Origin of the sequence: Serratia sp. CY55921 (assembly GCF_052167655.1) — a bacterium.
GTDB classification, from domain to species: domain Bacteria; phylum Pseudomonadota; class Gammaproteobacteria; order Enterobacterales; family Enterobacteriaceae; genus Serratia; species Serratia ureilytica.
Map to the genome: position 1 here is coordinate 82972 of NZ_JBJNMU010000007.1, position 13255 is coordinate 96226.

A 13255-nucleotide genomic window follows, 5' to 3' on the forward strand; every position below is an offset into this window, starting at 1 on the left:
AGTCAGCGCTGGCCGTAATAAGCGCCGGCGCCATGTTTGCGGCTGAAATGTTTCGCCGACAGGTGTTCATCGATCCGGCGCAGGCCGGGGTTAATGCCCCGGCTGATCCACGCCATCTTAGCCACCTCCTCGAGCACCACCGCGTTATGCACCGCCTCATCCGGCGAGCAGCCCCAACTAAACGGGCCATGCTGATACGCCAGAATGCCGGGAATGTGCAACGGCTCGCGCCCGCACAGGGTTTCGATAATCACCTGCCCGGTGTTCAATTCATATTCCCCCGCCACCTCTTCCGCCGTCAGCGCGCGGGTGCAAGGAATGTCGCCGGAAAAATAGTCGGCATGGGTGGTGCCAAACGCCGGTATCGCCTCACCCGCCTGGGCCCAGGCGGTGGCGTGAGTGGAGTGCGTATGCACGACGCCGCCGAGTTGTGGGAATGCCCGGTACAGCGCCAGATGCGTCGGCGTATCGGATGAAGGCCGCAGTTGCCCCTCAACAACCTCCCCTCGCGCATTCACCACCACCATATCTTCCGCCCGCATCGTTTCATAAGGCACGCCGCTGGGTTTTATCACCATCAGATCGCTGGCCCGATCGATGCCGCTGACATTGCCCCAGGTATAGGTCACCAGCCCGTGCTCAGGCAGCGCCATATTGGCTTTGTAGACCTGCCATTTCAGTTGTTCCAGCATGTTAGCTCCCTATTTCCAACCCGGCCTCTGCCATGCGTTCAACCACCCAGGCACGCGCCTCCCGCACCGCCTGCAGCGGGTCGGGCGCCTTCTCGCTCCACATTTCGAGCAGATAGGGGCCGCGATAGCCGCTCGCAAGCAGCGTTTCGAAGCAGCGGGTGAAATCGACCACGCCCTCGCCGAACGGCACGTTCTTAAACTCTCCCGGCCGCGTATCCTTAACGTGCACCGCTACGATATGCCCGCGTCCGGCTACGAGCTCCATCTGCACATCGTTGTCCCAGGCAGACAAATTGCCGATGTCCGGGTACAGCTGAAACCATGGGTTATTCAGGTAGTGGACATAACCCAGCGCCTTGCTGATCGAATTCATCAGCGCATAATCCATGATTTCCATCGCCAGCATGACCTGCGCGCGGCTGGCCATCTCCACCGCCTGCGCCAAGCCGGCGCGGAACCGGGCGCGGGTCTGCGCAGTAGCCTGTTGGTAATAAACGTCATATCCGGCCAGTTGGATCACCCGTATGCCGGTATCCTGCGCCAGCCGGATGGCCTTGCGCATGATCTCCAGCCCCCGCTCGCGCGTCCTGTCGTCTTCACTGCCCAACGGAAAACGCCGATGGGCGCTAAGGCACAAAGAAGGGACGCGCACACCGCTGGCCGCAACGGCGCCGATCAGCGCCAGTCGCTGCTCGCTGTTCCAATCCAGCCGCGCCAGACGGCCGTCGCTTTCATCGATCGACATTTCAACGAAATCGAATCCCAACTCCCCCGCCAGTTGCAAGCGCGTCAGCCAATCCTCGCCCGGCGGCAACGCCTTCTCGTAGATGCCCAACGGTACGGATTTTTGCAACATAACCGCTCCTCAGCCCCACAGTTGGGCGATGACGCGTTTAAATTCCCGCGCCGCCGCGACCGGATCGGCGGCATCGCGAATGCTGCGCCCGGCGATAAAAACATGGATGGGAATGCCCCGGAACAGAGGCAAATCCGCCAATGACAATCCGCCGGTAACCGTCACCTTGAAACCCATCTCGCTCAGGCGATGAACCGCGCGGATATCGTCATCGCTCCAGGCGACGCCCGCCGCCTGCGCGTCACGGCTGCGGTGATACACCACCTGACCAATACCCGCCTCACGCCACGCCTGCGCCTGTTCCCAGGTCCAAAATCCCGTCAGTTCGATCTGCACGTCGCCACCGAACTCATGCGCCACCTGCAGCGCGCCCTTGGCCGTATTGATGTCAGCGCAGCAGATCACCGTGATCCAGTCGGCGTGCGCCTCGAAGCACATCCGCGCCAAAATTTGCCCCGCATCGGCGATTTTCGCGTCCGCCAACACGATGCGATCCGGATACAGCGCTTTCAGATCGCGCACGGCCCGTACGCCTTCCGCCACGCACAAAATAGTGCCGACCTCAATGATGTCGACTTCGGCCGCGATCAGGCGCGTCGTATTGTAAGCCGCGGCCATGGACAGGTTATCCAGCGCCACTTGCAGCATCGGTAAATGCGTTTTCATTGCATGTCTCCTTCAATTCGCCGCCGCCGCGGACGTTTTGTCGATTAACGCCAGTACCTCGTCCGCCCGGCGACAGGCCCGCAAGCGATCGAAGTTCGCCTCATCTTCGAACAGGTTAACCACTTGCATGATGCCCACCTCCTGATGCGTTTTGGCGTCCACCGCCGCCATGGTGATCAAGATATCTATCGGATCGTTGTCCTCATCGCCGAAGCACACCGGCGTTTTCAAGGTGACCAAGGCGAAGCCGGTTTTCAGCACCCCTTCCTCCGGCCGACCATGCGGCATCGCCAGGCCGGGCGCCAACACGAAGTAAGGGCCGTGCCGTTCGACGCCGGCCAGAATGGCGTCGAAATAGCGAGGCTCCACCACGCCGGCGGCCACCAGCAGATCGACCCCCAGCCGCACCGCCTGACGCCAGTCGGCAGCCTCCGCCTGCAGGTGAATAGCGTTGTTCTGCGCCAACGAATCGCTCAGCTTCATGACTCGCTCCTCACTGCTTCAAATCTTGCGGAAAATGCGCGCCGATGACTTCCATCAGCTTCGGACCAAAGTCGGCCGCCGAGAGCATATTGCGCACCCCGACCACGTATTTGTTGCCGCTGACGACGATCTCATCCGCGACATGGGTGGAAGCGATGATGATGTCAGCCCCGCTCAACTCGGATTTGTATTCCCCCACCGCACAGCTGTTGACCGAATGATCCACGCCTTGCTGCGTTAAAAATTGGTCGACTTTCATTTTCATGATCATGGAACTGCCTTGTCCGCAACCGCACACCGCCAGGATTCGTACCGTCATAATCTGCACTCCTATTAACGTGACGCTGGTTCAACCGATTGTTTTTCAGCATCTTCCTCCGCGCGCAGGGTGCGCCCGGCGAAGAACATGTACAGCAGCGCGATGGCGATCACCACGCCCATAAACCACAGGCCGAAGCTCAGCCCTTGCATCAGCGGCGGCGCCAGAATCGACCAGTCCGCCATTCCCATCCAGGCGCTCAGCCCGGTCAGCTTGATGGCCCACACGCAGCCCAAGATCTCTATCATCCCCATCACCAGGCAGATCTTCATCGCCGCGCGCCAGCCGCCAAAGTGGTTAGCGAACACGCCGATGGTGGCGTTAGAGAAGAACATGGGAATGAAACCGGGGATGATCATGATGGAAGCGCCGCACGCCAGGAGGATGCCGACGGCGATCAATTGGCCGATGGTGCCCCACATAAAGCCCCACACCACGGCGTTGGGCGCGAAGCTATAGATGGCGGCGCAGTCGATGGCCAGTACCGCACCGGGGATCAGGCGTTGGGAAATCCCATTGAAGGCCTCGGTCAATTCGGCGACGAACATGCGCACGCCCTGCACGATGATGAAAATCGCCACCGCGAACATCAGCCCGGTTTGCAGGATATAGATGCTCCAGTGGGTTTTACCGGCCATCGCCTGCAGGGTATCCAAGCCGAACGAGCAAAGAATGATGCCGAAGAACAGCGTCATCACGATGGCGGTGGAAACGATGTTGTCATGGAAAATGTTCAGCCACCCAGGCAGCTTCAGATCTTCCACGCTGTCCTCTTTTTTACCGAGATACGGCGCTGCCTTATACGCCAGCCACGAAGCGAACTGCTGTTGGTGCCCAATGGAGAAACCGCTGTTTTCCGTCACCGCCTGCGTCGGTTTGAACATCATGTTGGACGTGATGCCCCAATACAGTGAAGCCAACAGCGCGCTGCACAATACCGTTGTCCACATGCCGTAGCCCAGAATGTAGAAAAATACCGCGATCAACCCCACCTGCTGAAACATGATATGGCCGGTAAGCATGATGGTACGGATGCCGGTAATGCGCCTCAACAACACGTAGAGTATGTTCAGCGCCAGCGCCAGCAAGACCGCGTAGCCGACCCAGCTATAGGCCTCCCCCATCCGATCGATGGTGGCCATCATCGAGGCATAGGTATCTGAAATCGCCCCGTTGATGCCGTACACCTCGGACAACTTCGCCACCACCGGTTTGAACGTGCCGGTCAGGATGCCGGAACCGGCTTGCAGCAACATGAAACCGATAATGGTTTTGATCGTGCCTTTGATAATGACCGCCGCGCTTTTGCGCAGCAACGTGTAACCCAGCAGCGTAACCAGCCCCAACAGCAGCGGCGCATTGGTCATCACCTGGTTAAAAAAGACGGTGAAGATGGTGTAAAGAGTTTCCATACGGCTCTCCCGAAAAGGTTGGCATGCAGGTAACGCCTTCACCATACCAATCACAAGAAATCACAAAAAGATCATAAATGATTATTTGTGAACAACCTCGCAAGTTAAAAATCAATTCCACTAACATTCAATGAATTAGACGGCTTACATTTTATTACTCATTGAATTTAATAGCAGTTAATCAAACAAAAAGGAGATAAAAGGACGGCGCAGCACGTAAATCCGGCGGTGTTAACGTGTATTTCGATCGTTGTCAGTTGAAAAAAACGGTGCTAGATTCGATCAAAACAAATCACATAAAACCTTTAAATGATTATTTGTGATTGCATTATCACCGCCAACGAGGAACGACCCATGAGTAAAGTCAACGACATCACCCGCGAATCCTGGATATTGAACACCTTTCCCGAATGGGGCACCTGGCTGAACGAAGAGATAGAGCAGGAGAAAGTTGCGCCCGGCACCTTCGCCATGTGGTGGCTGGGCTGTACCGGTATCTGGCTCAAATCCGAAGAAAGCGCCAATCTGTGCGTCGACTTTTGGTGCGGTACCGGCAAGCAAAGCCACGGCAACCCACTGATGAAAACCGGCCACCAAATGCAGCGAATGGCGGGGGTGCGCAAGCTACAGCCTAACCTGCGCACGACCCCATTCGTACTGGATCCCTTCGCGATTACCCAGCTCGACGCCGTCTTGGCCACGCACGACCACAACGATCACATCGATGTGAACGTCGCCGCGGCGGTGTTGCAAAATTGCGCCGCCACCGTTCCGTTTATCGGGCCGCAAAGCTGCGTGGATATCTGGATTGGTTGGGGTGTGCCGCCTGAGCGCTGCATCACCGTCAAACCTGGCGACGTGATAAAAATCAAAGACATTGAAATTCATGCGCTGGACGCCTTCGATCGCACGGCGCTCATCACACTGCCGGTGGAACAAAAAGCAGCGGGCGTTCTGCCGGACGGCATGGACCTGCGGGCGGTCAACTACCTGTTCAAAACGCCGGGCGGCAACCTTTATCACAGCGGCGATTCCCACTACTCCAACTATTACGCCAAGCACGGCAACGATCATCAGATCGATGTCGCCCTCGGTTCCTACGGCGAGAACCCGCGCGGCATTACCGACAAGATGACCAGCGCCGACATCTTGCGCATGGCGGAATCGCTGAACGCCAAGGTCGTTATCCCCTTCCACCATGACATATGGTCGAATTTCCAGGCGGATCCGCAGGAAATTCGCGTGCTGTGGGAAATGAAGAAAGACCGGCTCAAATACGGTTTTAAACCGTTTATCTGGCAGGTTGGCGGCAAGTTCATCTGGCCGCAGGATAAAGACAATCTGGAGTACCACTACCCGCGCGGTTTCGATGATTGCTTCACCCTCGAACCCGATCTGCCCTTCAAGTCTTTCTTGTAATCAACCGGTGTTGCATACGGATGCGCGCTTTTGAACGGGAATGATTCAAATCGTCAAACGGCGCGCATATAATCATAGGCAACGACGTTTTCTCTCTCCGACGGAGCCCGCATGACAGAGTCCCAACGCCACAACGCCATTCTCGATCTCTTGCAGCGCAAGGGGCAAATCTCCGTGGCGGACGTCATCGCGGCGTTTGATATCTCTCCGGCTACAGCGCGCCGGGACATCAACAAACTGAATGAAATCGGCAAATTGCGCAAAGTGCGCAACGGCGCCGAAGCCACACAAACTCCGCGCCCGGCCTGGACGCCGCTCAATATCCACCAAACCCAGCATCTGGACGAAAAAATGCGTATTGCGGCGGCTGCGGCACAGCTCTGTCAGCCGGGTGAAAGCGTGGTGATCAATTGCGGCTCCACCGCATTTCTGTTGGGCCGTGAAATTTGCGGCAAGCCGGTTCAGGTGATCACCAATTATCTGCCACTGGCCAATTACCTGATCGAGCAGGAACACGACAGCGTGGTGATCATGGGAGGCCAGTACAACAAAACCCAGTCGATTACTCTGGCGCCCCAGGACGGCGACGCCACCCTGTACGCCGGGCACTGGATGTTCACCAGCGGTATCGGCCTCACCGCTGACGGCCTGTATAAAACCGATATGCTGACCGCGATGGCGGAACAGAAGATGCTCAACTACGTCGGTAAACTGGTGGTGCTGGTCGACAGCAGCAAAGTCGGCCAACGCGCCGGCATGCTGTTCAGCCGCACCGAGCAAATCGCCATGGTGATCACCGGCCGCGCCGCCGATTCGGCGATCGTTGAGCAACTGCGTCAACAAGGGGTGGAAGTGCTGCTGGTGTGAGAAAACCACAACCTTGCTCTGGTCTTAAACGCCGCAGAGTTGGTTACAATAGCGGCGTCCCCCAATAATGAGGCAGTCAGCAGTATGGAACAGTTCGAAGCGATCAACGTTGAACAGGCTTACACCCGCTGGAAAGAGGGCAGCGCCGCCCTGGTCGACATCCGCGATCCGCAAAGTTTTGAAGCCGGGCATACGCCGGGCGCCTTTCACCTCACCAACGCCACCCTGTCGGCCTTTATGCAACAAAACGACTTCGAGCGGCCGGTGATGGTGATGTGCTACCACGGCAACAGCAGCCGCAGCGCGGCGCAATACCTGCTGCACCAGGGGTTCGACGCGGTCTACAGCATCGACGGCGGCTTCGAGGCCTGGGCCCGTCAGTATCCGCAAGACGTGGAAACCTCTGCCTGATCCCCGCCGCCCGCCGTGCGTCGGCGGGCTTCCCCTTCGTTTTTATGCGCGTTTTCGCGGGTTTTTCGCAGATCCGTTTGCCAGCGCTCAGGATTTCGACGTTATAATCGGCCGTCAGGGTCGCCGGCGCGCAAGCGGCGGCCAAAATCATTCACTTACGACGGAAGAGCAATGGTTAAAGTAATCGCCGTATCCAACCCGCGCCTGGCGCTGGCCTTTGTCGACTATATGGCGACCCAGGGCATCCGGCTTGAGCTGCGCAACAGCGGCGAGGCGGCGGAAATCTGGCTGGCCGACGAAGGTCATCTCGAGCAGGTGCAACACGAGCTGCAGCAGTTTCTGGTCGATCCGCTCAACCGCCGTTATCAGGCCGCCAGCTGGCAGACCGGCCATACCGACGCCGGCCTGCACTATCAGAGCGAGTCCTACCTGCACACCCTGCGCAGCAAAGCCGGGCCGCTGACGCTCGGCGTGATGGTGCTGTGCATCGCAGTCTATATTCTGATGCAGGCGCTCGGTGACGATACCGTGATGTACTGGCTCTCCTGGCCGCAGGACAGCAGCCAATACACCCAGCTGTGGCGCTGGATCAGCCATGCGTTCCTGCATTTCTCCCTGCTGCATATCCTGTTTAACCTGATGTGGTGGTGGTATCTCGGCGGCCAGATGGAAAAACGCCTCGGCGCCGGCAAGCTGTTCGTGCTGGCGGTGGTGTCGGCGTTCTTCAGCGGCTGGGCGCAATCGCTGTTCAGCGGCGCGCTGTTCGGCGGGCTGTCAGGCGTGGTCTATGCGCTGATGGGCTATGTCTGGCTGTCGGGCGAACGGGCGCCGGAGCGCGGCCTGATGCTGCCGCGCGGCCTGATGGTGTTCTCGGTGCTGTGGCTGGTGGCCGGATATTTCGATATTTTAGGAATGTCGATCGCCAACGCGGCACACGTAGCCGGTTTAGTGTTAGGGTTATTGATGGCATTTTGGGATACGCGTCATCGCGCACACAACGAACAATAACAGCCGGGAGCTATGCCCAGCGGGCATAGCGGGCGTTTTAGGGGATTATCGTGAAGCAAACACAGCGTCATGACGCAATTATCGAGCTGGTGCGCCTGCAGGGTTACGTCAGCACGGAAGAGCTGGTCGAGCATTTTGACGTCAGCCCGCAAACGATTCGCCGCGATTTGAATGACCTGGCCGACCAGAACAAGATCCAGCGTCACCACGGCGGCGCGGCGCTGCCTTCCAGCTCGGTCAACGCTGCCTATAACGATCGCAAGGTGATGTGGTCGGAAGAGAAAGCCCGCATCGCGCAGCGCGTCGCCAGCCAGATCCCGGACGGCGCCACGCTGTTCATCGATATCGGCACCACGCCGGAGGCGGTGGCCCATGCGCTGATGAACCACAAGAACCTGCGCGTGGTCACCAACAACCTTAACGTCGCCACCCTGCTGACCGCCAAAGAAGACTTCCGCCTGATCCTGGCCGGCGGCGAAGTGCGCACCCGCGACGGCGGCATCATGGGCGAAGCCACCCTGGACTTCATCTCCCAATTCCGTCTCGATTACGGCATTCTCGGCATCAGCGGCATCGATATGGACGGCTCGCTGCTCGAATTCGACTATCACGAAGTGCGCACCAAACGCGCGATTATCGAAAATTCCCGCTGCGTGATGCTGGTAACCGACCACTCCAAATTCGGCCGCAACGCCATGGTCAACCTGGGCAACATGAACCTGATCGACTACCTGTTTACCGACCAGCTGCCGCCGCCGAGCGTGATGAAAATCATCGAACAGTACGACGTGCAGCTGGAGCTGTGCTGATTCGGCCTTAACCTGCGGGGCGCGCCGCCGCCCCGTTTCATCCCTTTAATCCCCTCACCGACAGCCGTTTGCGCGCCCGCGCCATATCCATGCTACTTGTGTGACTATCATCACCAAACTGTTACCTCTATCACGCCTAAATGTTTTTGTTTGGTTAAGTCTTGGCTTGCTTGTTGGTTTTTGATTACAATCATGAGCGAAAACGAACATGAAAGAGCTATTTCGAACATCTGGAGGAAGATGACGTGGAAACCAAAGACTTGATCGTTATCGGTGGCGGCATCAACGGTGCCGGCATCGCGGCGGATGCTGCCGGGCGCGGGCTGTCGGTACTGCTACTGGAAGCGCAAGACTTGGCCTGTGCTACGTCTTCCGCCAGTTCCAAACTGATCCACGGTGGCCTGCGCTACCTGGAACACTACGAATTCCGTCTGGTGAGCGAAGCGCTGGCCGAACGTGAAGTGCTGCTGAAACTGGCGCCGCACATCGCGTTCCCGATGCGTTTCCGCCTGCCGCACCAGCCGCACCTGCGTCCGGCCTGGATGATCCGTATCGGCCTGTTCCTGTACGATCACCTGGGCAAACGCACCAGCCTGCCGGGCAGCAAGGGGTTGCGCTTTGGACCAGAATCGGTGCTGAAGCCTGAACTGAAGCGCGGTTTCGAATATTCCGACTGCTGGGTCGACGATGCTCGCCTGGTGGTGCTGAACGCGCAGGAAGTGGAAAAACGCGGCGGCGAAGTGCGCACCCGCACCAAAGTGACCCGCGCATGGCGCGAAAACGGCCTGTGGATGGTGGAAGCGGTCGATATCGACAGCGGCAAAACCTTCACCTGGCGCGCCAAAGGCCTGGTGAACGCCACCGGCCCGTGGGTGAAAAACTTCTTCGACGACGGCCTGAAGCTGAAATCGCCTTACGGCATCCGTCTGATCAAAGGCAGCCACATCGTGGTGCCGCGCGTGCACGATCAGCCGCAGTCTTACATTCTGCAGAACGAAGACCACCGCATCGTGTTCGTGATCCCGTGGAATGACGAGTTCTCCATCATCGGCACCACCGACGTGGAGTACAAAGGCGATCCGAAAGACGTGAAGATCGACGAGAACGAAATCGCTTATCTGCTGAAAGTGTACAACGATCACTTCAAGAAGCAGCTGGGCCGCGACGACATCGTCTGGACTTACTCCGGCGTGCGTCCGCTGTGCGACGACGAATCCGATTCACCGCAGGCGATCACCCGCGATTACACGCTGGACGTGCACGACGAGCAAGGCAAGGCGCCGCTGCTGTCGGTCTTCGGCGGCAAGCTGACCACCTACCGCAAGCTGGCCGAACATGCGATGGAAAAACTGGCCCACTACTACCCAGGCTGCGGCCCGGCGTGGACCAAAAACGCCACGCTGCCGGGCGGTGACATCGACGGCGACCGCGACGGTTACGCGGCCAAACTGCGCCGTGCGCACGGCTGGCTGCCGGAAGCCCTGGCGCGCCGCTATGCCCGCACCTACGGCAGCCAGAGCGAGCTGATCCTGGCCGGCGCCAACGGCCTCGCCGATCTGGGCGAAGATTTCGGCCACGGTCTGTATGAAGCCGAACTGCGCTACCTGACCGAGAAAGAGTGGGTCGTGGAGCTGGACGACGCTATCTGGCGCCGCACCAAGCTGGGCATGTGGCTGGACGAAGCGCAGCAGGCGCGCGTGAAAGCCTGGCTGGCGGAACACGCGAAAACGAAAGCGCTGTCGCTGGCTTCCTGAGCCGCAGCGTAACGAAAAAGGGCCGGTTATCCGGCCCTTTGCTTTTTTTCTGTCCGCTTTACAGCTTCACCGGCTTAATGTGCCAAATTTCATCCGCATATTCCTGAATGGTGCGATCGGATGAGAAGTAACCCATATTGGCGATATTCAGCACCGCGCGCCGCGTCCACTCGTCCTGATTGAGATACACCTCGTCCACCTTGTCCTGCGTGTCCACATAGCTGCGGTAATCCGCCAACAGCTGATAGTGGTCGCCGAGGTTCACCAGCGAGTCGAACAAATTGCCATAGCGCTTCGGCTCCTCAGGGCTGAACATGCCGGTGGCGATCTGCGTCAGCGCCTGATGCAGCTCTGGGTCTTGCTCGTAGTACTGTCGCGGGTTGTAACCGTTGCGGCGCAGTTCCTCGACCTGCTCGGCGGTATTGCCGAAGATAAAGATGTTCTCCTCCCCCACGTGCTCGCGCATCTCGACGTTGGCGCCGTCCAACGTGCCGATGGTCAGCGCGCCGTTCAGCGCGAACTTCATATTGCTGGTACCCGAGGCTTCGGTGCCCGCCAGCGAGATCTGTTCCGACAGATCCGCCGCCGGGATGATGATCTGCGCCAGGCTGACGCCGTAGTTCGGAATGAACACCACCTTCAACTGGGTATGCACGCGCGGATCGTTGTTGATCACTTTGGCCACGTCGTTGATCAGGCGGATGATCTGCTTGGCGGCATAGTAGGCCGAGGCCGCCTTGCCGGCGAAGATCACCACCCGCGGCACGCGCTCGATATCAGGGTCGGCCAGTAAACGGTTATACAGCGTGATGACGTGCAACACGTTGAGCAACTGCCGTTTGTACTCGTGAATGCGTTTGATCTGCACGTCGAACAGCGCATCCGGGTTAACCACCACGTTGAGCGTTTTGGCGATGTACAGCGCCAGCCGCTCCTTGTTCTGCCGCTTGGCGCGCTGCACCGCCTGCAGGAAGCTCGGGTAATCGATGTTGGCCTTGATCTCGCTCAGCTGGCTGAGATCGGTGCGCCAGGTTTGGCCGATGCAGTCGTCCAACACCGCCGCCAACGGCGGGTTGGCCAGCGCCAGCCAACGACGCGGCGTCACCCCGTTGGTTTTGTTGCAGAAACGAGTCGGGAACAGCCGGGCGAAGTCGGCGAACAGCGACTGCACCATTAGTTCGGAATGCAGAGCGGAAACGCCGTTGACCTTGTGGCTGGCCACCACCGCCAGCCACGCCATGCGCACCCGACGGCCGTTGGTTTCGTCGATGATCGAGACCCGCGCCAGCAGATCGTTGTCGCCCGGCGCCACCTCCTGCACCATTTTGAGGAAGTGATCGTTGATCTCGAAAATCAGCTGCAGATGGCGCGGCAGGATGCGGCCGAGCATGTCCACCGGCCAGGTCTCCAGCGCCTCACTCATCAGCGTGTGGTTAGTGTAGGAGAATACCTGCTCCACCACTTCCCAGGCGTCGAGCCACTTGAACTTGTGCTCGTCGATCAGCCGGTGCATCAGCTCCGGAATCGACAACACCGGGTGAGTGTCGTTGAGGTGAATGGCGATCTTGTCCGCCAGGTTGTCGAAGGTTTTGTGCATCAGCCAATGGCGATTGAGAATATCCTGTACCGTGGCCGACACCAGGAAATACTCTTGTCGCAAGCGCAATTCACGCCCGGAGGAGGTCGAATCGTCCGGATAGAGCACGCGCGACACGTTCTCAGAATGGTTTTTATCTTCCACCGCCGCGAAGTAATCGCCCTGATTGAACTTGCCGAGGTTGATCTCGTTACTGGCCTGCGCGCCCCACAACCGCAGCGTGTTGGTGGCGTCGGTGTCGAAACCGGGGATCACCTGATCGTAGGCGATGGCCACGATTTCTTCGGTCTCCAGCCAGCGGGCCTTGGCCCCCTCCTGCTGCACGCGGCCGCCGAAGCGCACCTTGTAGCGGGTGTTATGGCGCGGAAACTCCCACGGATTGCCGTACTCCAGCCAGTAGTCCGGCGATTCCATCTGTTGGCCGTTGACGATGTTCTGCTTGAACATGCCGTACTCATAGCGAATGCCGTAGCCGCGCCCCGGCAGCGCCAGCGTCGCCAGCGAGTCGAGGAAGCAGGCCGCCAGCCGGCCCAGACCGCCGTTGCCGAGCCCGGGGTCGTTCTCTTCCTCCAGCAGCTCCGCCAGGTTCAGCCCCATCTCGTTCAACGCGTTGTCGATGTCCTGATAAATGCCCATCGACAGCAGCGCGTTCGACAACGTGCGGCCGATCAGAAACTCCATCGACAGGTAATACACCTGCCGCACGTCTTGAGACAGCTGGGCGCGGTTGGAGCGCAGCCAGCGCTCCACCATGCGATCGCGCACCGCGAACAGGACGGCGTTGAGCCAGTCGTGGCGGTTGGCGATCGCCGGATCCTTGCCGACGATAAACATCAGCTTATAGGCAATGGAATGTTTCAGCGCTTCCACACTGACCGTAGGTGAGGTGTAACTAAACGGTGAAGTCATGGCTTTTAATCCCTAATGGGGAGCCCAGCCATCCGCCGCGGAATAGCTGGCCC

13 protein-coding genes are annotated in these 13255 nt (G+C 58.9%); 6 read left to right on the forward strand and 7 right to left on the reverse strand.

Annotated elements, in window-relative coordinates:
• Positions 1 to 2 precede the first annotated feature (2 nt).
• From ACJ8M3_RS22270 to ulaA, 6 genes are read right to left on the reverse strand one after another with little or no spacing between them, the layout of a single operon-like run.
• Complete coding sequence (locus ACJ8M3_RS22270; RefSeq protein ID WP_033651798.1) at positions 3 to 689, reverse strand: L-ribulose-5-phosphate 4-epimerase; 687 nt, start codon at positions 687 to 689, stop codon at positions 3 to 5.
• 4 nt (positions 690 to 693) lie between these two features.
• Positions 694 to 1548, reverse strand: a complete 855-nt coding sequence (locus tag ACJ8M3_RS22275) for an L-ribulose-5-phosphate 3-epimerase (protein WP_033645298.1) — start codon at positions 1546 to 1548, stop codon at positions 694 to 696.
• Between the two features lie 9 nt (positions 1549 to 1557).
• A complete protein-coding gene (locus tag ACJ8M3_RS22280) occupies positions 1558 to 2214 on the reverse strand; it encodes a 3-keto-L-gulonate-6-phosphate decarboxylase UlaD (protein ID WP_033645299.1) in 657 nt (218 codons plus the stop codon).
• Between the two features lie 12 nt (positions 2215 to 2226).
• The gene (gene ulaC / locus ACJ8M3_RS22285; protein ID WP_060660163.1) at positions 2227 to 2697 is read right to left on the reverse strand and encodes a PTS ascorbate transporter subunit IIA; all 471 of its coding nucleotides are present in this window, start codon (positions 2695 to 2697) and stop codon (positions 2227 to 2229) included.
• Positions 2698 to 2707: 10 nt separating this feature from the next.
• The gene (gene ulaB, locus ACJ8M3_RS22290; protein WP_033645301.1) at positions 2708 to 3016 is read right to left on the reverse strand and encodes a PTS ascorbate transporter subunit IIB; all 309 of its coding nucleotides are present in this window, start codon (positions 3014 to 3016) and stop codon (positions 2708 to 2710) included.
• A gap of 14 nt (positions 3017 to 3030) precedes the next feature.
• Positions 3031 to 4428: a PTS ascorbate transporter subunit IIC gene (gene ulaA, locus ACJ8M3_RS22295; protein WP_033645302.1), complete on the reverse strand. Its 1398-nt coding sequence runs from the start codon at positions 4426 to 4428 to the stop codon at positions 3031 to 3033.
• A gap of 354 nt (positions 4429 to 4782) precedes the next feature.
• On the opposite strand from ulaA, the gene ulaG reads away from it, so the two are divergent.
• From ulaG to glpD, 6 genes are all read left to right on the forward strand, one after another.
• A complete protein-coding gene (ulaG, locus tag ACJ8M3_RS22300; protein ID WP_033645303.1) occupies positions 4783 to 5847 on the forward strand; it encodes an L-ascorbate 6-phosphate lactonase in 1065 nt (354 codons plus the stop codon).
• Positions 5848 to 5958: 111 nt separating this feature from the next.
• Positions 5959 to 6714: an HTH-type transcriptional regulator UlaR gene (gene ulaR, locus ACJ8M3_RS22305; protein ID WP_033651753.1), complete on the forward strand. Its 756-nt coding sequence runs from the start codon at positions 5959 to 5961 to the stop codon at positions 6712 to 6714.
• Positions 6715 to 6798: 84 nt separating this feature from the next.
• Complete coding sequence (gene glpE / locus ACJ8M3_RS22310) at positions 6799 to 7125, forward strand: thiosulfate sulfurtransferase GlpE (RefSeq protein ID WP_004930790.1); 327 nt, start codon at positions 6799 to 6801, stop codon at positions 7123 to 7125.
• Positions 7126 to 7296: 171 nt separating this feature from the next.
• A complete protein-coding gene (glpG, locus tag ACJ8M3_RS22315) occupies positions 7297 to 8133 on the forward strand; it encodes a rhomboid family intramembrane serine protease GlpG (protein WP_442514744.1) in 837 nt (278 codons plus the stop codon).
• A 50-nt stretch (positions 8134 to 8183) separates the two neighbouring features.
• Complete coding sequence (locus tag ACJ8M3_RS22320) at positions 8184 to 8942, forward strand: DeoR/GlpR family transcriptional regulator (RefSeq protein ID WP_004930797.1); 759 nt, start codon at positions 8184 to 8186, stop codon at positions 8940 to 8942.
• A 245-nt stretch (positions 8943 to 9187) separates the two neighbouring features.
• On the forward strand, positions 9188 to 10696 hold the full coding sequence (glpD, locus tag ACJ8M3_RS22325; RefSeq protein WP_004930801.1) for a glycerol-3-phosphate dehydrogenase: 1509 nt from the start codon (positions 9188 to 9190) through the stop codon (positions 10694 to 10696).
• Positions 10697 to 10754: 58 nt separating this feature from the next.
• On the opposite strand, the gene glgP is transcribed toward glpD, so the two are convergent.
• Positions 10755 to 13202, reverse strand: a complete 2448-nt coding sequence (glgP, locus tag ACJ8M3_RS22330) for a glycogen phosphorylase (RefSeq protein ID WP_033645307.1) — start codon at positions 13200 to 13202, stop codon at positions 10755 to 10757.
• Positions 13203 to 13255 lie beyond the last annotated feature (53 nt).

Excerpts from the sequence above, each read along its gene's own strand:
- glgP (WP_033645307.1), bottom strand. The coding sequence starts at position 13,202 with ATGACTTCACCGTTTAGTTACACCTCACCTACGGTCAGTGTGGAAGCG.
- ulaC (WP_060660163.1), bottom strand. The coding sequence starts at position 2,697 with ATGAAGCTGAGCGATTCGTTGGCGCAGAACAACGCTATTCACCTGCAG.
- ulaB (WP_033645301.1), bottom strand. The coding sequence starts at position 3,016 with ATGACGGTACGAATCCTGGCGGTGTGCGGTTGCGGACAAGGCAGTTCC.
- ulaA (WP_033645302.1), bottom strand. The coding sequence starts at position 4,428 with ATGGAAACTCTTTACACCATCTTCACCGTCTTTTTTAACCAGGTGATG.
- ACJ8M3_RS22275 (WP_033645298.1), bottom strand. The coding sequence starts at position 1,548 with ATGTTGCAAAAATCCGTACCGTTGGGCATCTACGAGAAGGCGTTGCCG.
- glpG (WP_442514744.1), top strand. The coding sequence starts at position 7,297 with ATGGTTAAAGTAATCGCCGTATCCAACCCGCGCCTGGCGCTGGCCTTT.
- ACJ8M3_RS22280 (WP_033645299.1), bottom strand. The coding sequence starts at position 2,214 with ATGAAAACGCATTTACCGATGCTGCAAGTGGCGCTGGATAACCTGTCC.
- ulaR (WP_033651753.1), top strand. The coding sequence starts at position 5,959 with ATGACAGAGTCCCAACGCCACAACGCCATTCTCGATCTCTTGCAGCGC.
- ulaG (WP_033645303.1), top strand. The coding sequence starts at position 4,783 with ATGAGTAAAGTCAACGACATCACCCGCGAATCCTGGATATTGAACACC.
- glpE (WP_004930790.1), top strand. The coding sequence starts at position 6,799 with ATGGAACAGTTCGAAGCGATCAACGTTGAACAGGCTTACACCCGCTGG.